Genomic DNA, 21,836 nt, shown 5'->3' with positions numbered 1-21,836 from the left:
ATTCCTGATTACCTCGACACGCTGGTGCGAAACCGGTGTGTCAGAAACTTTCCTTCAACCACTGCCCCATTCGCGCCAGTCGGCCATCGCCGCTCACCAGTGCCGACGCGAAACCGCCACTTGCCGCATGTGTCTCCAGACCGGCGACCTGCGGGTAGATCATCAGCCCGGCCGCCGTTGAGAAGGCCGGTCCCTTTGCTGCGGTCGGAAGACCCGACAGACCCATAGGACGCCCGATTCGGACGTTTCGGGCAAGGATTCGGCGCGCAGTTTCTGACAGACCGGTGAGCTGGCTGGCGCCACCGGTCAGAACGACTCGCTTGCCGACGATCGGGCTGAAACCCGACTTTTGTATGCGGTCGCGGATCAGTTCAAGCGTCTCTTCGAGCCGCGCGCGAACGATACGGGTGACCAGAGCCTTGGGGATCTGGGTGGGTTGATCACGATCGTCTTCACCGATCGGCGCGACCGAAATCAGGTCGCGTTCGTCCGCACCGGTGGAGATGGCGGAGCCATGAACGACCTTCATGCGCTCGGCGTCTTCAATCCGGGTGGAAAGACCGCGTGCAAGGTCGGTGGTGATGTGGTGGCCACCGAGCCCGATGGCATCAGTGTGAACCAGTTTGCCTTCGCAGAAGACGGAAATGGTGGTGGTGCCGCCGCCCATGTCGATGGCGGCGCAACCGAGTTCGACTTCATCATCGACCAGAGCGGCAAGACCGCTGGCATAAGGTGTCGCAACGATGCCTTCGACCGACAGATGAGCACGGTTGATGCAAAGCTCGAGATTGCGGATCGCCGCGCGTTCAGCAGTGACGACATGCATGTCGACACCGAGAGAATCACCATACATCGACAATGGATCGCGGATACCGCGTTCGCCGTCGAGCGAATAACCGGCCGGAAGCGAATGCAGGATGACACGATCCTGACGCTGCGACAGCTGGCTGGCATTGATCATGACCTTGCGCAGATCACCTGCGGCAACTTCCTGGCCACCGAGATCGATCGTGGCGGTATAAACATCACTGGCAAGGCGGCCGGCGGAAATGTTGACGATCAGGCTGTCGATGGTCAGGCCCGCCATGCGCTCGGCAGCATCGACGGCAAGGCGCACAACGCTTTCGGCTGCATCCAGATCGGCGATCACACCGGACTTGACGCCCCGCGAACGCTGATGACCGATGCCGATGATTTCGACATTGTGGGTACGGCCCGGCAGGATTTCGCTTTCCTGACGTGGCGTCAGGCGACCGATCATGCAGACGACCTTGCTCGATCCGATATCAAGCACCGAAACGACATGGCTGCGCTTGGAAGACAGAGGCTTCAGGCGCGGCAGACCGAGATTGGATGATCCGAACAGGCTCACGTTTCCCCTGCTTTCTTCAATGCTTTCGCGCGCGCAGCAACCGCGGTCTGGCGGCGTTCGGCAGCGTCGGCCGTCAGTTGGACTGTGGTGCGATCCTGAAGGCGAAGATCGACGGCGGCGATATCGCGCTCCAGCATCTGCTGGTTGGTTTCAAATTTGGCGAGACGCTTCAGCGCATCGCCGACATTGTCTTCAGGCAGCTTGATGACGATGCCGTTGTCGAGATGCAGATCCCAGCGACGGCTGGCGACGCGCACGAAGGCCCGCACGCGCTGCTTCAACTCGGGCCATTCGGCCATTTCATCCTCAAAGCCGGAAGCTGCCTTTTCGGCATCACGACCGACAAACAGCGGCAACGAGGCAAACTTGTTGTCGCGCAGAGGAGCGATGATGGCGCCGCTCTTTTCGATCAGAGACAGATCGCTGCCATGCTGCCAGATTCCGAAGGCTTCACGCTCCCTGAGCATGACCTCGATCGTGCGCGGATAAACCTTGCGGACTTCCGCATAGGCAACCCAGGGAAGCTCGGAGAGCTGACGGCGCGCCGTTTCAATATCAAGCGCGACCAGCGAGGTCGTACCGTCGAGTCCGAGCAACTGGAGAATGTCGATTTCAGATGTCTGGCTGTTGCCCGAGACGCGCACGTCCTCGATGGCAAAACCGACAGCCGCCGTAGTCGCCTGCGCAACTGTCTGCGTGTGACCGCCGATCGACATGCCGTAGAGACCAACGATAGCGAAAAGGCCGAACGTGGCAGCCGTGCCGGTATGGCGAGGAATATCGATGCGACCGGTCGCAAGACTGACACAAAAGCGCACGACACGACGCAGCGGGCGCGGCAGCACCCGGCGATCGTCCGAAACAGGGCCATCCTCGTAAGGATTACGTGCCCCACCTGCCCTTTTGCTGTTCATCGCGAACAAGAAGCGTCCTCCACCATCCAACGGACGAGATCACCAAACGAATGACCGGCATGAGCGGCCATTTCGGGCACCAGAGAGGTCGGGGTCATGCCCGGCTGCGTATTCACTTCCAGCCAGATGACCTCACCGTTTTCAGAGAAACGATCATCGTAACGGAAGTCTGACCGACTCACGCCACGGCAACCCATCGCCTGGTGCGCCTTGAGGGCCAATGATTGAATCTTTTGGTAAATATTCGGTGAAATTCGTGCCGGAATGACATGGGTAGAGCCGCCCGCGGCATACTTCGCATCATAGTCGTAGAACGTGTCGCCATTCGGCACCACTTCAGTCACGCCGAGCGCGACATTACCCATGACACCGCAGGTCAGCTCGCGGCCATAGACGTATCGTTCGACCATGACCTCTTCGCCATAACGCCATTCGGAAGAACCTATGACCTGCGGCGGATGCGCCTGATTCTCCTTGACGATGACGACACCGAAGGACGAGCCTTCGCGCACCGGCTTGACGACATAAGGCGGCTTGATCGGGTGCGTATTGCCGAATTCGAAACGGCTCAACACCTTGGCTTCAGCGACAGGAATGCCGGCGGCCTTGGCGACGAGCTTGGCCTGCTGCTTGTCCATGGACAGCGAAGACGCCAGCACGCCGGAATGGGTGTAGGGAATTTCAAGATATTCGAGAATGCCCTGAATAGTGCCGTCTTCACCATAAGGACCATGGAGCGCATTAAAACAGACATCCGGGCGCAGTTCGGCAAGCACAGCGGTGACATTGCGATCAACATCGACACGCGTGACCTTGTAGCCCTCGCCTTCAAGGGCATCGGCACAGGCATTGCCGGAAGACAGGCTGACAGGCCGCTCGGAGGAAAAACCTCCCATCAAAACAGCCACATGCTTGCCACTCATAAACCACTCCTAAGGATATCAATAAAGGTTGAAGCTCGACGCTTGTGCGAAACTTTCGCGGCATGATTCCAACCGTTTCCGATGGGTTCAGTTAAGCGCCATTAAGGTTAATAAAACGTTTACTTTCGTTAACCGCGCCCGTCCCTAGGCGTTAACAGCCGCATCTCCCCTCGCCTCGCCCCGTGGCGGAAATGCGTCATAGCTTTCGCCCAAGCCCTGATTTTTTGCGCTTTATTGCCGGATAGCCATTTTATTCGATTTAAAATTACGCTATGGCCGCAACAACCCTCCTTAACAAAGGAGGAGAGACAACACTCACGGATATAAGATGACACAGATGGATACCCCCGTGTCGTCGGCCGCTGAGCCGCTGGAACCTGTTGCAAAGAACTCTCCTGCACAAGTCCTGACGGCCAGCGTGGTCGGCACGACGATCGAGTTTTTCGATTTCTACGTTTATGCGACGGCCGCCGTTCTGGTTTTCCCAGCGCTGTTCTTCCCGGGTTCTGACCCGACAAGCGCGCTGCTTGCCTCTTTCGCGACCTTCTCGATCGCGTTCTTCGCGCGCCCGCTCGGTGCCATCGTGTTCGGCCATTACGGCGACCGCGTCGGCCGCAAGACCACACTGGTGGCAGCTCTCCTGACCATGGGCATTTCCACAGTCGTCATCGGCCTCCTGCCAACCTATGAGCAGATCGGCGTTATCGCACCGCTGCTTCTGGCACTTTGCCGTTTCGGCCAGGGTTTTGGTCTCGGCGGCGAATGGGGCGGCGCGGTTCTGCTGGCTACCGAAAACGCACCTCCAGGCAAGAAGAGCTGGTACGGCATGTTCCCGCAGCTGGGCGCACCGCTTGGCCTGTTCCTGTCGTCGGGCGTGTTCTGGATCCTTCTGCACTTCATGTCGCAGGAAGCACTACTGTCCTGGGGCTGGCGCGTACCGTTCATCGCTTCGATCGCACTGGTCGCCGTTGGCCTGTGGGTCCGTCTGTCGATCACCGAAACCCCGGCCTTCCAAAAGGCCATCGACAGCCACGAGCGCGTCGAGGTTCCGGTTGCAGAACTGTTTCGCAAGCACAAGCGCAGCCTGGTTCTCGGCACATTCGTCGCACTCGCCACCTTCGTGTTGTTCTACATCGGCTCGGCCTATCTTCTGTCCTACAACGTCAAGGTCCTGAAGATGCCGTTCCTCGATGCGCTGGAAGTGCAGCTTCTCGGCTCCGTCGTATTCGGTATCTTCATCGTCGTGATCGGCAAGCTGGCCGAGAAATACGGTCGTCGTGAAATGCTGATCGTCACGACAGCATTGATCGCCGCCTTCTCGTTCTTCCTGCCATACCTGATGACCAATGGCGAAGGCATGATCTTCCTGTTCGTTGTTCTGGCGATGGTGTTGATGGGCATGACCTACGGGCTGATCGGCACGGCTCTTGCCGCTCCGTTCCCGACCTCGGTTCGCTATACCGGCTCGTCGATCACCTTCAACTTCGCCGGCATTTTCGGCGCCTCGCTGGCTCCGTATATCGCCACCTATCTGCAGGCGAATTACGGCATGACCTATGTCGGCTACTACCTCTTCCTGGCCGCGCTGATCACGCTCGCCTGCATCTTCCTGTCGGGCAAGGACGAAGTCTGAACCTTAACGGAATGAACTGACAGAAAAGCCCGCGAAGCCGATGGTTTCGCGGGCTTTTTGTTGAAGTAAGGCGTTGTTATTCGCCGGGGTGCAGCCGCTTGCTACGGCGCTCCTGTTGCTTGTCGAACATAATCCAAGCCAGACCGATCACCACGGTCGCCCCGGGGATGATGTACAGATAGAAAGCCGCCATGAATGTCATATGCCCAGCCTTCCCAATAGTTGTCTCGCAATCCAATGTAATATTAACGCCGCCAAAATCCAAACCATCGTTGATACACCGATTTTCGGAGTAAGGCTCGCCAAGGAGCCCGTCGATGATAACGAGGTTATTGGAGCAATGAAGCCCGCGACGACATAAGCCGTGAAAAGACGATCGAGACTGGCAGCAGCGAGCTTCAATCTCTCATTCTGCACAAGAACAAGCCGCCTCTCCTGCCTGTCATCCAACCCGGCATCGAACATCGCCCCTCCCGCCGATCCAATCCGCTACTTGTCGGCGCGGATCCGAACTTTGCGGCGCTCCATCCATTCGCTCAGCAGGATGCCCGCCCACGCCGTGCCGGCGATGACGAAGGGGAGAATATAGAGAAAGAAGAAAGTCGGGGCATTCATGACTTCAGTCTCCTCAAAACGTGTCTGGCACCCAAATGTAATATCAATGCGCCGGAAAGCCAAGCGGAGGTGGAAATTACCGTGCCCCAGGTGATCTGAAACGCGCCGGTAGACGTGGCGAACGACGCGGCAGGCGCGATGAACCCAGCCGCAGCGCAGGCGGTCGATAGACGATCAAGAGAGTTCGCCGTCAGCTTGATCCGTTCATTATGCACCAGCGTCATCAACGCCTCCCGAACGGACCAGCCGAGTTATTCACTCCGTCGTCACGCCCTGAAAGGGGCGCACTTCGCGGCCGGGCATGAAGACGCCGAGGCGCTTGATTTCCCATTCCAGCTTGATGCCGTGTTCCTCGAACACGCGCTGGCGCACCATCTCGCCCAGATATTCGAGATCGTAACCGGACGCGTGGCCGATATTGATCATGAAATTGCAATGCAGTGCCGACATCTGGGCGCCGCCATTCATCAGGCCACGGCAACCCGCTTCATCGATCACCTTCCAGGCCGAATGGCCCTCCGGGTTCTTGAAGGTCGAGCCACCGGTCTTTTCCTTCACCGGCTGTACCGTTTCGCGGTGCTGGCGCACGGCATCCATTTCGGCGCGGATCTTTGCGCGGTCGTCGGCATAACCTTCGAACACGGCGTGCGTGAAGATCAGGTCAGAGGCTGCCGAGGAGTGGCGGTAGCTGTAGCCCATGTCGGCATTGGTCAGCACATGCTTGTTGCCCTGACGGTCAACGGCATGCACTTCCACGACGCGGTCCTTGGTCTCGGTGCCATTGGCGCCGGCATTCATGCGCAGCGCACCGCCGATCGATCCGGGAATGCCGTAATAGAAGGCAAAGCCGCCGATACCGTTGTCCATCGCCATAGCGGCAACATGCTTGTCCGGGCAAATGGCGCCGGCCCTGATGCGGTTTTCACCGACCAGTTCGACCTGACCAAAACCCTTGGCCGAGAGGCGAAGGACGACGCCGGGAATTCCGCCATCGCGCACGAGAAGGTTGGAGCCGACGCCGACGACGGTGAGCGGCACATTTTCCGGCAGCAGTTTGAGGAACGTCGCGAGGTCGTCCACATCGTGCGGCTGGAACATCAGTTCGGCCAGACCGCCGGCCTGGAACCAGGTGACCCTGTCCATCGGCGCATCCGGCGTCAGCCGTCCGCGGATTTCCTTGACGCCCTCACCGAGCGACGCCAGCAACTTTTCCCCATTAACCTGCTTCATTGCGAATGCCCCGAAATGCCCTGCAATTCCTTGGGCAGTGCTGCTGCCCAATGCGTGATGTTACCTGCCCCCAAAAGAACCACGAAATCGCCCGGCTTGGCAATGGTGGCAACGATTCCGGCAAGCGCTTCCGGCGAAGCCATGAAGCGAGCGTCACGGTGGCCGCCGGCGCGGATGCGCGAAGCCAGCGTTTCAGAATCGGCACCCTCGATCGGATCTTCACCCGCCGCATAGACCGGCGCCAGAATGATGCTGTCCGCATCGTTGAAGCAGGTGACAAAGTCTTCGAACAGGCTGTGCAGGCGCGAATAGCGATGCGGCTGGTGGACGGCGATGACGCGACCCGAGCAGCTTTCACGCGCAGCCTTGAGGACTGCCTTGATCTCGACCGGATGGTGGCCGTAATCGTCGAAGATCGACACGTCGTTCCAGGCGCCGGTCAGCGTGAAACGGCGTTTGACGCCACCGAAAGCGCCCAAACCCTTGCGGATGTCTTCTTCGGAAATGCCCAGACGGTTGGCGACTGCGATAGCGGCTGTTGCATTGGCGATGTTGTGGCGGCCCGGCATGGGCAGCGTCAAATCCTTGAAGGAAAATACCCGACCGGTGCGGCGACGGCGGATTTCCACGTCGAAGATCGACTTGGTGCCTTCGATCCGCACATTCGAGAAGCGCGCGTCAGCCTGCGGGTTTTCACCATAGGTGACGACCTTGCGGTCCTCGATCTTGCCGACCAGCGCCTGCACTTCCGGGTGGTCGATGCACATGACACCAAAACCGTAGAAGGGCACGTTTTCCACGAACTGGCGGAAGGCTGCGCGCACGGCGTCGAAATTGCCATAGTGGTCGAGATGTTCCGGGTCGATATTGGTGACGACCGCGACGTCGGCCGGCAGCTTCAGGAAGGTGCCGTCGGATTCGTCGGCTTCCACCACCATCCACTCGCCCTCGCCCATGCGGGCATTGGTGCCGTAGGCGTTGATGATGCCGCCATTGATGACGGTCGGATCGAGATTGCCGGCTTCCAGCAGCGTCGCGACCATCGATGTGGTCGTGGTCTTGCCATGCGTGCCGCCGATGGCGATGGCATTGCGGAAACGCATCAGCTCGGCCAGCATTTCAGCACGGCGCACGATCGGCAGCGATTTCTCACGCGCGGCGACCAGTTCCGGATTGGTCTTCTTGATGGCGGTGGACACCACGACGACTTCGGCATCACCCAGATTTTCAGCCTGATGACCGACAAAAACCGGAATACCCTTGTCACGCAGGCGCTGCACATTGGCGCTGTCGGACTGGTCGGAGCCCTGCACCTTGTGGCCAAGGTTATGCAGCACTTCGGCAATGCCGCTCATGCCGATGCCGCCGATACCGATGAAATGGACGAGGCCGATGGCCTGCGGCATCTTCATGCCCGAACTCCTTTAAACTGCGCAATCCCTTGTGACCCGGCAATAGCGACAACCATGTCGGCAAGCAAGGTCGCCGCATGTGGACGGCCGGCCTGCTTTGCAGCTTCAGCCATGGCGGCAAGACGCTCAGGCTCCTTCAGCGCCGCCGACAGTTTCTGCGCCAGACGCTCCGGCGAAAGTTCTGCCTGTGGAACGACTTCGGCACCACCGGTGGCAACGAGTGCTGCAGCATTGGCGGCCTGATCGTGATCGAGCGCGTAAGGATAAGGGACGAGAATGGATGGACGGCCGATGACAGAAACTTCCGAAACCGTGGAAGCGCCCGAACGGCAGACGACGAGATGGGCGGATGCAAGGCGTTCGGCCATGTCCGGAAAGAAGGCGGACACATCCGGCAACATCTTCAGCTTGGCAAAGCAGGAGCCGACCTGTCCCTGATCTTCGGGACGCGCCTGCTGGGTCAGCACGATGCGGCCACGCTCGCTCTCTTCGAGCAGGCTCAACGCCGTCGGAATGGCACGTGAAAAGAACTGCGCGCCCTGGCTGCCGCCGAAGACGACGAGATTGAATGGCTGGCCTTCGAGGCTCGGCTGGTAAGGCGTATTCGCGGCGGCAAGCACGGCAGGGCGTACCGGATTGCCGGTGGTTACCGTCTTGTCGGCATAGGCACCCACGCCCTCGGGAAGAAAGCCGCCGGCGATTGCCTTGACGCGATTGGCCAGCGCCTTGTTGGCGCGCCCCATCACGGCGTTCTGCTCGTGGATCATCGACGGCACGCCGAGGCCGGTGGAGGCCAGAAGCGGCGGCACGGTCGGATAACCGCCGAAACCGACAACGGCCAGCGGCTTGATCCGCGTGATCAGCTTGCGGGCGGCGCGAAGGCCGGTCCACAGCTTGAACAGCGCTTTGGCCACAGAGATCGGGTTCTTCGAGCCGATCGTGGCCGATGGCACGACATGGATTTCGTCGGCGGGAAATTTTCCGGCAAAACGTTCGGCACGGCTATCGGTCACCAGATGCACGGAATACCCGCGCGCCTTCAACTCGTGTGCCAGTGCTTCGGCCGGAAACAAATGGCCGCCGGTTCCCCCGGCGGCAAGCAGGATAATGCCTTTGGTCATGAAAACCCTTTTACTCTGCCGGCACCGCAGATGTCACGCGGAACAGGCTGCGTTCCTGTGCACGCTTTTCCGGGCGGTGGCGAGTGAGCGCCAGAATGAAGCCGGCGGTGACGGCAACCGCCACCATCGATGAGCCACCATAGGAAATCAGCGGCAGGGTCATGCCCTTTGCCGGGATCAGTTCGAGATTAACGCTGATATTGATCATCGACTGCACGCCGAGCTGCAGCACCAGACCGGCCACGGCAAAACGGTTGAAATCGTTGCGCTCGCGAAAAGCGTGGCCAAGGCCCCTCAGCACGATGAATGCGAAGATCGAAACCAGAACGATGCAGAACAGGATGCCGAATTCTTCCGCCGCGACGGAAAAGATGAAGTCGGTATGGCTGTCGGGGATAATGCGCTTGTAGATGCCCTCGCCCGGTCCAAGACCGAACCAGTTGCCGTTGATGATGGCATCGCGGGCCGTATCGACCTGAAACGTATCACCCTCGCCCGTCCAGAACCGGTCGATACGACCGGCCACGTGCGGCAGCATGTAATAAGCGGTCGCGACACCGCCGACACCCAGACCACCAAGCAGCACGATCCACAGCCACGGCATGCCGGCCATGAAGAACATGCCGCCCCAGACGGCACTGGTGAGGATCGTCTGGCCGATATCCGGCTGCGCAACGAGAAGCGCGCCGACGATGCCGAACAGGATGATGGCAAACAGGTTGCCGGGAATTTCCGGCTGGCGCGCATGCTCGGCAAACAGCCAGGCGCAGACGACGACGAAGGCCGGTTTCATGAATTCGGACGGCTGGATCGACAGGCTGCCAAAATTGACCCAGCGGCGGGCGCCCTTGACCTCGATGCCGAAGAACAGTGCCAGCACCATCATGCCTAGCGCCAGCACGAGCAGGATGATGGCGGTGCGGCGGATCTGGCGTGGAGAGAACAGAGACAGGCCGACCATCACGATGATCGAAGGCACCAGGAACAGAGCGTGGCGTTCGACGAAGTGAAAGCTGTTGAGGCCAAGACGCTCGGCGACGGCCGGCGATGCCGCAAACGACAGCATGAAGCCGATGCCCATCAAAAGGATGAAGGCCGCCAGAAAGAAGCGGTCGATCGTCCAGAACCAGTCCGCCAGGGGACCACGGTCTACGCGACTTACCATTATGCGTTCTCCTTCTTGACCTCGACCAGCATCGTCACGCCATCAAGGCCAGCAACCTCGGAGACAAAAGCGTCGCCGCGGACTTCGAAATTCTTGAACTGATCGAAGCTGGCGCAGGCCGGCGACAGCATCACGGCCAAAGCCTCGCCATCATCCGCCGCATCGGCCGCCGCATGCGCGACCGCCTGTGCAAGTGTGCCGGAAATCTCGAATTTCACGGCATCACCCAGCGTCGCGGCGAATTGCGGTGCCGCCTCTCCGATCAGGTAGGCTTTCACGATACGCGGAAAAAGTGGTGCGAGGCTTGCGATACCACCTTCCTTGGGAAGGCCGCCGGCAATCCAGTAAATGCGCTCATAACTCGACAGCGCAGGCGCTGCGGCTTCGGCATTGGTCGCCTTCGAATCGTTGACGAAAACAGCCTGCCCGCGACGGCCAACCGGCTGCATGCGGTGTTTCAGACCGGGGAAACTTTTCAGGCCCGCACGGATTTCTTCGATGGAAACGCCCACCGCAAGGCAGGCGGCGATGGCAGCTGCGGCGTTCTGGGCGTTATGGGCGCCTTTCAGCGTATCGATGCCGGCAAGGTCAGCCACGTCGGAAATCTTGCCGCTGTGCGCGCCCAAGATGCGGCTACCTTCGGCATAAAGACCTTCAGCGACCGGGTTGCGCTTGGAAATACGCTCGACCTTGACACCGGCGCGCTCGACGCGATCCGCAATCAGCGCGCAAAAACTGTCGTCGACGCCAATGACCGCCGTCTTCGAGCCGGCAACAAGGCGCTCCTTGATATCGGCGTAATGCTGCATCGTGCCGTGACGGTCGAGATGGTCGGGTGTCAGGTTCAGAAGAATACCGGCGGACGGGTTCAGCGTTGGCGCAAGATCGATCTGGTAGGACGAGCATTCGACCACATAAAAACGTTCGGCCTTGGGCGGATCAAGCGTCAGGATGGCGGTGCCGATATTGCCGCCGAGCTGGGTGTCACGGCCGCTGGATTTCAAGATATGCGCGATCAGCGCCGTCGTGGTGGACTTGCCGTTGGTGCCGGTAATGGCGATCAGCGGGCAATCCGGCGCATGGGCACGGCGCTCGCGCACGAACAGTTCCACATCGCCGATGACCTCGACACCTGCCGCACGGGCGAGATCGACCGTCCAGTGCGGTTTCGGATGGGTCAGCGGCACGCCGGGCGACAGCACGAAGGCGGAAAGCGAAGACCAGTCCAGCCCGTGCAGATCCGCAGTCGTCACACCTTCCGCATTCGCTCTCGCAACGCTGTCGGGATTATCGTCCCAGGCGGTGATATCAGCACCACCGGCCACCAGAGCCTTTGCCGTCGCCAGCCCCGAACCGCCGAGGCCGAAGAGAGCGACTTTTTTGCCAGAAAACGTGGTGACCGGGATCATGATACAATCAGCGCAGCTTGAGGGTGGAAAGGCCGAGAAGGGCAAGCCCGACGGCGATGATCCAGAAGCGGATCACCACCTGACTTTCGGTCCAGCCGAGCTTTTCGAAATGATGGTGGATCGGCGCCATCAGGAACACGCGCTTTCCGGTGAGCTTGAAGAAACCGACCTGGATGATCACCGACAGCGTTTCCATGACGAACAGGCCGCCGATGATGGCCATGACGATCTCATGCTTGGTGGCGACGGCAACCGAGCCGATCAGACCGCCGAGCGCCAGCGAACCGGTATCGCCCATGAAGATGGCAGCGGGCGGCGCGTTGAACCACAGGAAACCTAGCCCTGCCCCGATGACCGCGCCGAGAATGACCGCGAGTTCACCCGTGCCGGGCACAAAGTTGATCTGCAGATAGTTCGCGAAGACGGCGTTACCGGCGACATAGGAAATGATGCCGAAGGAGGCGGCGGCAATCATGACCGGCACGATGGCGAGACCATCGAGACCGTCCGTCAGGTTGACGGAATTGCCGGCCGCAACGATGACGAAACCGCCGAACAGCACGAAGAAGATACCGAGATTGACGACGAAGTCCTTGAAAAACGGAAAGGCGATCGAGGAGCCCAGCGTCGAGCCGTGCTGACCGTTGGCAAGCGCCATGCGCATCATGAAATAGGTGGCGATACCGGCGATCAGGAATTCGATGCCGAGACGCGCTTTTCCGGAAAAGCCCTTGTCCGACTGTTTTGTGACCTTGAGATAGTCGTCATAAAAGCCGATCGCGCCAAAGCCGAGCGTCACCAGCAGGGTCGAAACGACATAAATGTTCGACAGGTCGGCCCAAAGCAGTGATCCGCCCAAAATGCCAGCGAGGATCATCAGGCCACCCATGGTCGGCGTGCCGGCCTTCTTGAAATGGGTCTGCGGACCGTCCGCACGGATCGGCTGGCCCCTGCCCTGACGGACACGCAGCGACGCGATGATGCTCGGCCCGAACATGAAAACGATGAAGGCGGAGGTGAACGCGGCAGCACCCGTGCGGAACGTGATGTACCGGAACAGATTGAAAAATTGCACGTGGTTCGCCAGTTCGACAAGCCAGATCAGCATAATGGCCCTTTCTCGGAAGCCGGTATCAGGAATGCGGCTCCGTGTCTGCGAAGGCCGGATAGTTGTCAATAAGAGCGTCGATGATCTTGCGGAAACCAAGGCCCAAAGAGGATTTGACCATCAGCACGTCACCCGGAACGACCGAGGAAACGCTGTAATCGGCAAGCTCCGGGGTCGTCTCGAAGTAAGCGACCTCAACACTTTCGGGCAATGAGTCGCGCAATGCGGCCATTTCGGGGCCGGCGAGCCAGACATGCTCGATACCGGAGGCGAGCAGCGCACCGGCGAGATTCTGGTGAACCTTGGTGGAATGTTCGCCCATTTCCAGCATGTCGCCGAGCACGGCGATACGCCGGCCAGACAGTTCCGGCTCATGCGCTGCAAGAAGCGCGATCGCGGCCCGCATCGAGGCCGGATTGGCATTGTAGCTCTCGTCGATCAGCGTCAGGTGGCCTTCGCCGATGCCAAGTGTGTGGCGTTCGCCACGGCCCTTGACCGGTTTCAGATCGGCGAGTGCTTGCCTGGCAGCGTCCATGTCGGCATCGAACAGCGCCACGACGGCTAGGGCTGCCATGGCATTTTCGGCGATGTGGCGGCCAGGCGCTCCGATGCGCACTTCCGTCGTATCGCCCTGCAGCGTTGCCCAGATCACCGATCCATCGGCATTGCCCTCGAAATCGGCAAGGCGGAAATCGGCCTTGGCATGCTGGCCGAAAGTTAGCACGTTTTCGACACCCGCCGCCTGAGCGGCCTTGTCGAGCAGATCATATTGCGGGATATCGCGGTTGATGAGGGCAGCACCACCTGGCAACACGCCCTCGAAAATTTCGGCCTTGGCTTCGGCAATCTCGTCGAGATCGCGGAAATGGCCGAGATGGGCTGCGGCAATGGTGGTGACGACGGCCACATGCGGGCGCACCATAGCCACCAGCGGACGGATTTCGCCAGAATGGTTCATGCCGATTTCGAACACGCCAAAATAGGTGTCGATCGGCATGCGGGCGAGCGTCAAGGGCACGCCCCAGTGATTATTGAAGGAAGCGACGGCGGCATGCACCTTGCCTGATGGGGCCAGCGCGTGGCGCAGCATTTCCTTGGTTGTCGTCTTGCCGACCGAACCGGTAACGGCAACGATCTGCGCACGGCTGCGCTTGCGGGCGGCAACGGCGAGCTTGCCGAGTGCTTCCAGCACATCCTCGACAACGATCATCGGCACGCTGATGCGGCCCATGGCCGGCAGCTTGCCTTCGGCAACGACGATCAGCGCCGCACCATTGGCGACGGCGACACCGACATAATCGTGGCCATCAACACGGTCGCCCTTGATGGCAAAAAAGGCTTCACCTTCACCGATCGAACGGCTGTCGATGGAAATGCCGGTGATACCGGTCGGAAGCGCGCCGAACGGGCGCCCTTCCATAACGGCGGTCATTTCCTGGCTGGTCCAGAGCAGGCTCACTGTGTCAGGCCCTCCAGCGCCTTGCGCAGTTCGACATGATCGGAGAACGGCAGCGTGGTCGTGCCGACGGTCTGCCCCTCTTCATGACCCTTGCCGGCGACGATCAGCGTGTCACCCGAATGCAGAAGCGATACGGCGTGACGGATCGCCTCGGCGCGATCAGCGATCTCGGTGGCGCCGGGAGCGGCAGCCATGATTTCCGAGCGGATCACATCCGGCTGTTCGGAGCGTGGATTGTCGTCGGTGACGATAACCACATCGGCAAGCCGCGTGGCGATCTCGCCCATGATCGGGCGTTTGCCCTTGTCCCGGTCACCGCCGCAGCCGAACACCACGACAACGCGGCCGGTTGTGAAGGGACGCACGGACGAAAGCACGTTCTGCAAAGCATCCGGCTTGTGGGCATAATCGACATAGGCCGGCGCGCCATCGGGCGTCTGGCCAACCAGTTCGAGACGACCGGAAGCACCGACCAGCTTTTCGAGGGCGGCCATCGCCTTTTCGGCGGAAACGCCGGTGGACATGGCAAGACCGGCAGCGACCAGTGCATTGGCGATCTGGAAATCGCCGGCCAGCGGAATATCGACCTCGAAGATACGGCCTTCGGCAGTGATTTCGGCTGTCTGCTTGTGACGAAAATGTTCGACGCGCTTGAGCGTCAGATAGGAACCCTTGCGACCGACGGTGCGGACATCCAGCCCGGCGGCGGTGGCAACGCGGACGGCCCCTTCCGACCACGGATCGTCGGAAAAAATCACTGCCGGCGAGCCTTTCGGCATCAACGTATCGAACAGGCGCATTTTTGCAGCCATGTAGGATTCGACCGTCGGGTGATAATCCATGTGGTCGCGGCCGAGATTGGTGAAACCGGCAGCGACGAGTTTCACGCCATCGAGACGGCTCTGGTCGAGACCGTGGCTGGAGGCTTCCATGGCGGCGTGGGTGACGCCTTCCGATTCCAGTTCCGCCAGCAGCGCATGCAGCGCGATCGGATCAGGCGTCGTAAGCGAACCGTAGTCATTGCGGGTCGGCGAAATGACGCCAGTGGTGCCGATCATGGCAGCGGGATGGCCGGCATGTGCCCAGATCTGACGGGTGAAGGATGCGACCGAAGTCTTGCCGGCCGTGCCGGTGACGGCGACCATGGTTTGCGGCTGCGCCCCGGAGAACCGTGCGGCCACCAGCGCCAAAAGACGACGCGGATTTTCTACTGTCAGAACCGGAATGCCGACATCGGCGGTATGCGCTGCAATCGCGGCAACGGCACCGCGTGCGGCGGCATCGCCGATGAAACCTGCGCCATCGGCCTTGGTGCCGGCCATGGCAACAAACAATGCGCCGGGCACAGCTTTGCGGCTGTCCGACGCGATCGCGGTAATCTCAAGATCCCCCGCGGGACCGTTCATAGCCTCGGCAAGCTCGGGAAAATCAGCGCCGATCAGCTCTCTCAATATCATCTCTGCCCTCTCCTTCCGGGGGCCGGATCATGCCGGCCCGCGAATCGTCGTGCTCATTCATTATGACCTAATAGGACACGAGCAAGGCGGAGCCATTTTCACCAAACGAAGGTTGTACACCGAGAATAGGCGCGGATCGCGCGATGATCTCCTTGACCATCGGTGCCGCCGAGGTTGCGGCAAGCGCTGCACCATTGCCCTTGTCGGTTTTCGGCTCGTCGGAGAAGCTGAGGACCACATAACGCGGATTGCTCATCGGAAAGGCCGCAAGGAAGGCGTTGAAATTCTTGTCGTGGGCGTAACGGCCGTTGACGACCTTGTCGGCGGTGCCGGTCTTGCCGCCGACATCGAAGCCTTCGACACGGGCGTTACGGCCGGAGCCTCTCGAACCGTTCCACTCGAACAGGTAGCGCATGTCCTTGCTGCTCGAAGGGTTCATCACCTGAGTGGCGAATTCCGTCGCCTGCTCTTCCGTGCGCGGCAAAAATGTCGGCGGATGCAGAACACCGCCATTCACCAGTGCTGCGCCCGCAACCGCAGTCTGCAAAGGCGTCGTGGAAACGCCGTGACCAAATGAAATGGTGACCTGGTTGATCTTTTTCCATTCACGCGGCGAACTCGGCGTGGCGATTTCCGGAAGCTCTGTCTTCATGCGGGTGAGTAGCCCGAGCTTGGTCAGGAATGCCTTGTGATCCGGAATGCCCACGGCATCGGCGATCTTCGCGGTACCGATGTTGGAGGAATACTGGAACACTTCCGGCACGCTCAGGAAACGGCCCTTGCCGTGGAAATCCTTGACGGTATAGCCGCCCATGCGGATCGGAAAACGGGCATCGATACTGTCGCCCAGCGTGATCTTTTTTTCGTCCAGTCCCATCGCGATGGTGAAGGATTTGAAGGTGGACCCCATTTCGAACGTGCTGTTCGTCATGCGATTCATCCAGCCTTCCGGGCCGTTCGCATTCGGGTCGTTCGGATCGAAATCCGGTGCCGAGGCCATGCCGAGAATTTCGCCGGTATGAACATCGATCACCACGGCGCCACCGCCGATCGACTTATATTTGTCGATGGAGCTGGCGACCACATCGCGCACGATTGCCTGCACGCGCACATCGATCGACAGTTTAACCGGCTCAAGCGGCTGGTTCGAGGTCATGCCAACAGCAGCAAGGTCGGCGAGACCCTGGCTGTCGATGTAACGTTCCATGCCGGAAACGCCACGGTTGTCGATATTGACGTAACCGACGATATGCGCAGCGGTCGGGCCACCCGGATAAAAGCGGCGCTTTTCCGGGCGAAAGCCGATGCCGGGAATGCCGAGGGCCAAAATCTGGCTCTGCTGCTTCGGCGTCAGCTGGCGTTTCAGCCACTGGAAACGGCTCTTGGACGACAGCTTCGCGTAGGTGCCCTTGATGTCGAGATCATGCAGGACGGTCGAGAGTTTCTCGATGACTTCGTCGGCATCGACAATCTTGTGTGGTTCTGCAAACAGCGACACGGTGCGGATGTCGGTGGCGAGAAGCGCACCGTTGCGATCGACGATATCGGGACGCGACGCCATCAGCCTGTCGGCCGGCGGAATGCTCGACGTCGTCTGCGGCTCACTCATCGCATAATAGACCATGCGGCCGCCGATGACACAGTAGAGCGCGGCAAAACCAAAAATGACAATGCCAACACGGTTACGGGCCTGCTGCGCCTTCCTCTTGCGGATCCCTTCGAAATTGGCACCGGCCTTGCGCGGCGAAGCACCACGGGCACCCGTGGAAAAATGCCCCCTGCTCTTCAGCACCATGATCCGGGAAAGAAAAGACATCAGCGATTTACCGATCCGGTTGAGATTGAGTCTACACGTACAGCACCACGTGCTACCGGAACGGGGATGCGCGAAGCTGGAGGCGACGCTTTGGCGGCGGCGACACCACGGATAGCCTTGGCTACTTCGTCATCGGCACCGGCAATCAGCTGCTCGATCGAAGTTTCAGGTTGGGGCAACTGCGACTTCAGCATCGGCAGCTCGTTGGCCTGCGCCAGCTGGGTCGGATCGGTGGCCGCCAGTTGCAGCTCCTGATTATAGGCTCCGATCAGATGCTGCAGCCGGTTCGGCTGGGTCTGCAATGCCCAGTCGGCCTTCAGAAGATCGATCGTATCGCGTTCGAGGCGGATTTCCGTCTGCAGCCGACGAACCTCTTCGAGCTTCAACTCGGCACGATGCTTGATCGTGTAGGTAACGACGGCGGTGGCCGTCATGACGCCGATGAGAACGATATCAAAACTTCTGAGCATGCTACGCTCCCATCGTGACAAGGCTTGCGAGATCGGGAAGATCGAAGATCGACATGTTTGTCGAACCGGCAGGCGCGCTCGTGCGCAGGCCAGCGCGCAGCTTGGCAGAGCGTGCGCGCGGGTTGATCTCGGCTTCTTCTTCGGTCGCGCCGATCATCGGCTTGCCGATGGTTTCAAACACCACCGGCCGCTCTTCCACCAGCGGCATATGGCGCGAGCCCGTGGCCTTGCCGGAACGATCAGCGAAGAATTTCTTGACGATGCGGTCTTCCAGAGAATGGAAGCTGACGATGACAAGGCGACCGCCGGGCTTCAGCGAGCGCTCGGCAGCAAACAGCGCCTGCGCCAGCTCGCCAAGCTCGTCGTTCACAAAAATGCGCAGCGCCTGAAAAACGCGGGTGGCCGGATGGATCTTGTCCTTGGCACGGCGCGGATTGACCTTCTCGATCAGGTTGACGAGATCGCGCGTGGTGGTGAAAAGCTCCTCGGCACGGTGCTTTTCGATGGCGCGGGCAATACGGCCGGCATGGTTTTCCTCACCGAGAAAACCAAAGATGCGGATGAGATCACCCACCTTGGCACGATTGACGACGTCTGCCGCGGAAACACCGGAGGCCGACATACGCATGTCGAGCGGTCCGTTGCGCTGGAATGAAAAACCGCGCTCGGCTTCGTCGATCTGCATGGAAGATACGCCGATATCGAGCACGACACCGTCGAGACCACCTTCCGGCGCATGTTGGTCGAGATCGGAAAACTGCGAATGAATGAGCGAGAGGCGCCCGCCGTTTGCCTTGACCAGAGCCTGACCGCCAGCAATCGCCGACGGATCGCGATCAAGCGCGATCACATTAGCGCCCGCCTCGAGAATGGCCGAGGTATAACCGCCTGCGCCAAAAGTGCCGTCGAGAATGACCTCGCCCGCCTTCGGCTGTAGCGAGGTCAGCACTTCGCGGAGAAGAACCGGGATGTGGCGAACCGATCCGCCATCGGCTTCAGGTGTCCCGTCGCCAAGATTCGCCGCCATCCCGTTTCCTCGTCCTATTGAGGGCGCGACATACTCAAGCGCCCTTCTCTTGCTGCTGCCTGCGCCTCGTGAAACGCCTGCGGCTGCCAAAGCTGAAAGTGATCCGAGCGCCCGACAAACGTCACGTCCGTACCGATACCCGTAAAGTCCCGGATGAAATCCGTGACCATCAGACGGCCTTCCGCATCGAGCCTCATGAAAACGCCGCCACCGTGAACCAGCAGCGACATCCTGTTCGCTTCCGGCGAGAACGGATCGGCTGCCGCAATCTGCCGCTCGTAACGCTCGAGCAGATCCGGACCGCCGACGCTGATCGCCGGAAAGACGAGGTCCTGGAGACAATAAAGCTCCTGAACGCCCCTTTGCACCAACACAGAACGGAACAGCGCAGGGACGGAAACTCGCCCCTTCGCATCGATCCGATTCGTCGCATTGGACAGGAAGCGGTTCATGACACCAAACACCCACTCCCGAAAGCCGCCGAACGAAAAACATGTCGGCCGAAACGCTCTGCACGGTCTCAAACCGGACGCACGAACCAGCCTTCGGATGACCACAAGTCCATCCGCCTGTCCGTTTCCGGAGCTGGTTGAAACTGTCTGATTGAGGGGTCTGCCGCGACCCTTGTGCAGTGCAGTTTTGGGATAACATGGGACCATATGGGCGTCAATGGGAAGCATCCGGCAAACCGGAATGCGACATTGTTTATTTATAAGCTGTTAAGTTTAACAAAGAGTTAGCGAGCAACGTCCGCAGATTGCATGCGCCAACGGCCCCAAGTGGACCAGCGCGGGACGCTAAGCCTTTGGACGATCGAAAAGATTAGAAAAACGAGAAATACAAAGACGAGACAAGAGCACAATCTGTGCGCGCAAACGCGAAAGGACAGCTCTACGCCAGGACGTGAATCACTTTCGGCGCCCCATCTTGTCCCAACGGATCGCTAACGTCACGTTCGCCCCAAAGCAGGGTAAAATTACCAGTTGGCCTGTAAGCCGGGTTCTGTAAGGCTCCGATGCAAGCATCGGAACGTGGCAGCCATTCATCTGGGACGCCGTTTGCACGTCGCCTCTCGCAACCCACCCGGATGACTGGCCCGAAAACCGGCTGTAGCCCCACCTTGCGATGGAACCCGCGTCATCCCTATTCGGTCTTGCTCCCGGTGGGGTTTACCATGCCGCCGCTGTTACCAGAAGCGCGGTGGGCTCTTACCCCACCCTTTCACCCTTACCCGGTCGGAACCGGGCGGTATCCTCTCTGTGGCACTTTCCCTGGGGTCGCCCCCGCCGGACGTTATCCGGCACCGTGTTTCCGTGGAGCCCGGACTTTCCTCACCCTACCGTCTTTCGACATTGGTAAAGCGCGGCTGCCCGGCCAACTGGTCCGCGCTCCTTAGACGAGACGAAACACAATTGCCACCGGGAAAACGCCAACAGCGACGGATCAGAGGAAATGCGCGGGAAAACCGTTCGCCGCGCCATAGGCATCATCCTCGATGCGGCCGCGAAACAGCAATTCCGCCCCAAGCCTGCCGATCTCGTCCGAACTTTTGGCCGCCGCACCACAGCCGCCGGTCAGAACGCCCATCCGTGCCGAGGTCATGGCGATGGCCGGATAGTCGGTCGGCGTGAAAGAGGTGACGCAGGCCGCCATCGAATTGCGGGACAGATCGACATCCGGCACCAGCTTTCCGACGACCTCGGTCAGGTGTCGATTGGTGCTTTCGCGGCCGCCCGAACGGAACCAATCACGTATCTCCGGCTCCGTTTTCAGCTCCACATCGTCGGGATCGCCGCCGATCTTGAGGTAAAGCTTACCGTCGGGGTAGCGGACCGGCGGCAGCATATAGATGCCATCGTCTTCCTCGGTCCATTTCCAGATCAGCGACGGCATTTTGCCGTACGCTTCCATCTGCGCTTCATCGATTTCGAAGAAGGAAACGGTGCGGGCAAAGACTTTCAGATCGAGCCGGGCGCCAAGCAGTTTTTCGGCAATGGAAAATCCGCCCGCTGCCACCAGCACCTTCTCCGCCGTATAAGTCTTGCCCTCGGCGGTCGCAACCGTGACGCGCCCCGCCTCCTCCCGCGTCGAAACCACGGTTTGGCGGATGACGGTCGCACCCTGCCGCTCGGCCTGAATGGTCTGGGCCTTGACCAGCCGGCGCGGGTTGATGTGTCCGGCACTCTTCTCTTCGAAGATGCCGTCACTGCCGTTGGGAAACGAGAAATACGGAAAGGATTCGCGGAGACGGGCATCGCCCATGTTTTCCGTGGCAACACCGAGTTGTGCCGCCGCCTTTTCGACGCAGCCGACATAAGTCGTATCGCCATCACGTTGCGGGCCGACAACAAGGCAGCCAACCTCGGAATAAAAATCAACGCCGCTTTCTTTTGCGATCTCGTCGTAACGGGCAATCGACCGGTTGGCGAGACGCGCCCAGACGGCATCCGGATCGATTGTGCGGGTGATGCGGGCTTCATCGTAATGGCTGGCAAACACGCCCTCATGGCTGACGGTTTCGGCTGGCTCCGCCGGGCCGATGACAGCAACGCCATCCGTCCAAGTTGAAAGATGCCGCGCGGCCGCCGCACCCATCATGCCGCAACCGATGATGATATATTTGAAATGCCCGTCCATGAGATGCCTGCGTTCCCGTGATTATCGATTATGCGCAGACAGTTGTAGCCGTTTGCGGAATCAATTCC

20 protein-coding genes and 1 other RNA gene are annotated in these 21,836 nt (G+C 60.0%); 1 reads left to right on the top strand and 20 read right to left on the bottom strand.

Annotation, left to right across the window (positions count from 1 at the left end; genetic code table 11):
• Nucleotides 1-40: 40 nt before the first annotated feature.
• Genes ftsA through GAO09_RS14250 form a run of 3 tightly spaced genes read right to left on the bottom strand, consistent with a single transcriptional unit; the run spans nt 41 to nt 3,209 of the window.
• Nucleotides 41-1,372: a cell division protein FtsA gene (gene ftsA, locus GAO09_RS14260; RefSeq protein ID WP_324184688.1), complete on the bottom strand. Its 1,332-nt coding sequence runs from the start codon at nt 1,370-1,372 to the stop codon at nt 41-43.
• Nucleotides 1,369-2,295 (bottom strand): cell division protein FtsQ/DivIB, encoded by a 927-nt coding sequence (locus tag GAO09_RS14255; protein WP_410767678.1) that lies wholly within the window; start codon nt 2,293-2,295, stop codon nt 1,369-1,371. The genes ftsA and GAO09_RS14255 overlap by 4 nt, the downstream gene beginning before the upstream one ends.
• A complete protein-coding gene (locus tag GAO09_RS14250; RefSeq protein ID WP_153354675.1) occupies nt 2,283-3,209 on the bottom strand; it encodes a D-alanine--D-alanine ligase in 927 nt (308 codons plus the stop codon). Before GAO09_RS14250 ends, GAO09_RS14255 begins: the two co-directional genes overlap by 13 nt.
• Nucleotides 3,210-3,537: 328 nt before the next feature.
• Here GAO09_RS14250 and GAO09_RS14245 point away from each other — a divergent pair, with 328 nt between their 5' ends.
• Nucleotides 3,538-4,842 (top strand): MFS transporter, encoded by a 1,305-nt coding sequence (locus tag GAO09_RS14245; protein ID WP_153354674.1) that lies wholly within the window; start codon nt 3,538-3,540, stop codon nt 4,840-4,842.
• A 76-nt stretch (nt 4,843-4,918) separates the two neighbouring features.
• On the opposite strand, the gene GAO09_RS30245 is transcribed toward GAO09_RS14245, so the two are convergent.
• The 17 genes from GAO09_RS30245 to GAO09_RS14170 form a co-directional block, all read right to left on the bottom strand.
• Nucleotides 4,919-5,044, bottom strand: a complete 126-nt coding sequence (locus GAO09_RS30245) for a hypothetical protein (protein WP_274379762.1) — start codon at nt 5,042-5,044, stop codon at nt 4,919-4,921.
• Between the two features lie 287 nt (nt 5,045-5,331).
• The gene (locus GAO09_RS30240; RefSeq protein ID WP_274379761.1) at nt 5,332-5,457 is read right to left on the bottom strand and encodes a hypothetical protein; all 126 of its coding nucleotides are present in this window, start codon (nt 5,455-5,457) and stop codon (nt 5,332-5,334) included.
• Nucleotides 5,454-5,681, bottom strand: a complete 228-nt coding sequence (locus GAO09_RS14240; RefSeq protein WP_153354673.1) for a hypothetical protein — start codon at nt 5,679-5,681, stop codon at nt 5,454-5,456. The genes GAO09_RS30240 and GAO09_RS14240 overlap by 4 nt, the downstream gene beginning before the upstream one ends.
• Before the next feature lie 31 nt (nt 5,682-5,712).
• Nucleotides 5,713-6,687 (bottom strand): UDP-N-acetylmuramate dehydrogenase, encoded by a 975-nt coding sequence (gene murB / locus GAO09_RS14235; RefSeq protein WP_153354672.1) that lies wholly within the window; start codon nt 6,685-6,687, stop codon nt 5,713-5,715.
• A complete protein-coding gene (gene murC / locus GAO09_RS14230) occupies nt 6,684-8,099 on the bottom strand; it encodes a UDP-N-acetylmuramate--L-alanine ligase (RefSeq protein WP_153354671.1) in 1,416 nt (471 codons plus the stop codon). The genes murB and murC overlap by 4 nt, the downstream gene beginning before the upstream one ends.
• On the bottom strand, nt 8,096-9,220 hold the full coding sequence (gene murG / locus GAO09_RS14225) for an undecaprenyldiphospho-muramoylpentapeptide beta-N-acetylglucosaminyltransferase (RefSeq protein WP_153354670.1): 1,125 nt from the start codon (nt 9,218-9,220) through the stop codon (nt 8,096-8,098). Before murG ends, murC begins: the two co-directional genes overlap by 4 nt.
• Nucleotides 9,221-9,230: 10 nt before the next feature.
• Nucleotides 9,231-10,385 carry a putative lipid II flippase FtsW gene (gene ftsW / locus GAO09_RS14220; RefSeq protein ID WP_153354669.1) on the bottom strand — a complete coding sequence of 385 codons (1,155 nt, stop codon included), beginning with the start codon at nt 10,383-10,385 and terminating at the stop codon, nt 9,231-9,233.
• Nucleotides 10,385-11,794: a UDP-N-acetylmuramoyl-L-alanine--D-glutamate ligase gene (gene murD / locus GAO09_RS14215; RefSeq protein WP_153354668.1), complete on the bottom strand. Its 1,410-nt coding sequence runs from the start codon at nt 11,792-11,794 to the stop codon at nt 10,385-10,387. Before murD ends, ftsW begins: the two co-directional genes overlap by 1 nt.
• Nucleotides 11,795-11,801: 7 nt before the next feature.
• Nucleotides 11,802-12,902, bottom strand: a complete 1,101-nt coding sequence (mraY, locus tag GAO09_RS14210; protein ID WP_153354667.1) for a phospho-N-acetylmuramoyl-pentapeptide-transferase — start codon at nt 12,900-12,902, stop codon at nt 11,802-11,804.
• Nucleotides 12,903-12,927: 25 nt separating this feature from the next.
• A complete protein-coding gene (locus GAO09_RS14205) occupies nt 12,928-14,361 on the bottom strand; it encodes a UDP-N-acetylmuramoylalanyl-D-glutamyl-2,6-diaminopimelate--D-alanyl-D-alanine ligase (protein WP_324184687.1) in 1,434 nt (477 codons plus the stop codon).
• Complete coding sequence (locus GAO09_RS14200) at nt 14,358-15,818, bottom strand: UDP-N-acetylmuramoyl-L-alanyl-D-glutamate--2,6-diaminopimelate ligase (protein WP_153354666.1); 1,461 nt, start codon at nt 15,816-15,818, stop codon at nt 14,358-14,360. The genes GAO09_RS14205 and GAO09_RS14200 overlap by 4 nt, the downstream gene beginning before the upstream one ends.
• Nucleotides 15,819-15,885: 67 nt before the next feature.
• Nucleotides 15,886-17,634, bottom strand: a complete 1,749-nt coding sequence (locus tag GAO09_RS14195; RefSeq protein ID WP_153354665.1) for a peptidoglycan D,D-transpeptidase FtsI family protein — start codon at nt 17,632-17,634, stop codon at nt 15,886-15,888.
• Nucleotides 17,634-18,104 carry a cell division protein FtsL gene (gene ftsL, locus GAO09_RS14190; RefSeq protein ID WP_153354664.1) on the bottom strand — a complete coding sequence of 157 codons (471 nt, stop codon included), beginning with the start codon at nt 18,102-18,104 and terminating at the stop codon, nt 17,634-17,636. The genes GAO09_RS14195 and ftsL overlap by 1 nt, the downstream gene beginning before the upstream one ends.
• A 1-nt stretch (nt 18,105) precedes the next feature.
• On the bottom strand, nt 18,106-19,131 hold the full coding sequence (gene rsmH, locus GAO09_RS14185; RefSeq protein ID WP_153354663.1) for a 16S rRNA (cytosine(1402)-N(4))-methyltransferase RsmH: 1,026 nt from the start codon (nt 19,129-19,131) through the stop codon (nt 18,106-18,108).
• A 14-nt stretch (nt 19,132-19,145) separates the two neighbouring features.
• The gene (mraZ, locus tag GAO09_RS14180) at nt 19,146-19,583 is read right to left on the bottom strand and encodes a division/cell wall cluster transcriptional repressor MraZ (RefSeq protein ID WP_153354662.1); all 438 of its coding nucleotides are present in this window, start codon (nt 19,581-19,583) and stop codon (nt 19,146-19,148) included.
• Nucleotides 19,584-20,106: 523 nt separating this feature from the next.
• Nucleotides 20,107-20,513: RNase P RNA component class A (rnpB, locus tag GAO09_RS14175), an RNA gene on the bottom strand.
• 61 nt (nt 20,514-20,574) lie between these two features.
• Entirely contained in the window at nt 20,575-21,768 is a 1,194-nt protein-coding gene (locus tag GAO09_RS14170; RefSeq protein WP_153354661.1) for an FAD-dependent oxidoreductase, read from the bottom strand.
• Between the last annotated feature and the right edge of the window lie 68 nt (nt 21,769-21,836).

The sequence above is a fragment of the Endobacterium cereale genome, assembly GCF_009617585.1.
In the GTDB taxonomy this organism is placed as follows: domain Bacteria; phylum Pseudomonadota; class Alphaproteobacteria; order Rhizobiales; family Rhizobiaceae; genus Neorhizobium; species Neorhizobium cereale.
Note: the sequence above shows the minus strand (reverse complement) of the source record. Positions and strands in the feature narration are given on the sequence as shown.

Coding starts and splice junctions, on each gene's coding strand:
- GAO09_RS14250 (WP_153354675.1), bottom strand. CDS start 3,209: ATGAGTGGCAAGCATGTGGCTGTTTTGATGGGAGGTTTTTCCTCCGAG.
- GAO09_RS14245 (WP_153354674.1), top strand. CDS start 3,538: ATGACACAGATGGATACCCCCGTGTCGTCGGCCGCTGAGCCGCTGGAA.
- GAO09_RS30245 (WP_274379762.1), bottom strand. CDS start 5,044: ATGACATTCATGGCGGCTTTCTATCTGTACATCATCCCCGGGGCGACC.
- GAO09_RS30240 (WP_274379761.1), bottom strand. CDS start 5,457: ATGAATGCCCCGACTTTCTTCTTTCTCTATATTCTCCCCTTCGTCATC.
- GAO09_RS14240 (WP_153354673.1), bottom strand. CDS start 5,681: ATGACGCTGGTGCATAATGAACGGATCAAGCTGACGGCGAACTCTCTT.
- murB (WP_153354672.1), bottom strand. CDS start 6,687: ATGAAGCAGGTTAATGGGGAAAAGTTGCTGGCGTCGCTCGGTGAGGGC.
- murC (WP_153354671.1), bottom strand. CDS start 8,099: ATGAAGATGCCGCAGGCCATCGGCCTCGTCCATTTCATCGGTATCGGC.
- murG (WP_153354670.1), bottom strand. CDS start 9,220: ATGACCAAAGGCATTATCCTGCTTGCCGCCGGGGGAACCGGCGGCCAT.
- ftsW (WP_153354669.1), bottom strand. CDS start 10,385: ATGGTAAGTCGCGTAGACCGTGGTCCCCTGGCGGACTGGTTCTGGACG.
- murD (WP_153354668.1), bottom strand. CDS start 11,794: ATGATCCCGGTCACCACGTTTTCTGGCAAAAAAGTCGCTCTCTTCGGC.
- mraY (WP_153354667.1), bottom strand. CDS start 12,902: ATGCTGATCTGGCTTGTCGAACTGGCGAACCACGTGCAATTTTTCAAT.
- GAO09_RS14200 (WP_153354666.1), bottom strand. CDS start 15,818: ATGATATTGAGAGAGCTGATCGGCGCTGATTTTCCCGAGCTTGCCGAG.
- GAO09_RS14195 (WP_153354665.1), bottom strand. CDS start 17,634: ATGTCTTTTCTTTCCCGGATCATGGTGCTGAAGAGCAGGGGGCATTTT.
- ftsL (WP_153354664.1), bottom strand. CDS start 18,104: ATGCTCAGAAGTTTTGATATCGTTCTCATCGGCGTCATGACGGCCACC.
- rsmH (WP_153354663.1), bottom strand. CDS start 19,131: ATGGCGGCGAATCTTGGCGACGGGACACCTGAAGCCGATGGCGGATCG.
- mraZ (WP_153354662.1), bottom strand. CDS start 19,583: ATGAACCGCTTCCTGTCCAATGCGACGAATCGGATCGATGCGAAGGGG.
- GAO09_RS14170 (WP_153354661.1), bottom strand. CDS start 21,768: ATGGACGGGCATTTCAAATATATCATCATCGGTTGCGGCATGATGGGT.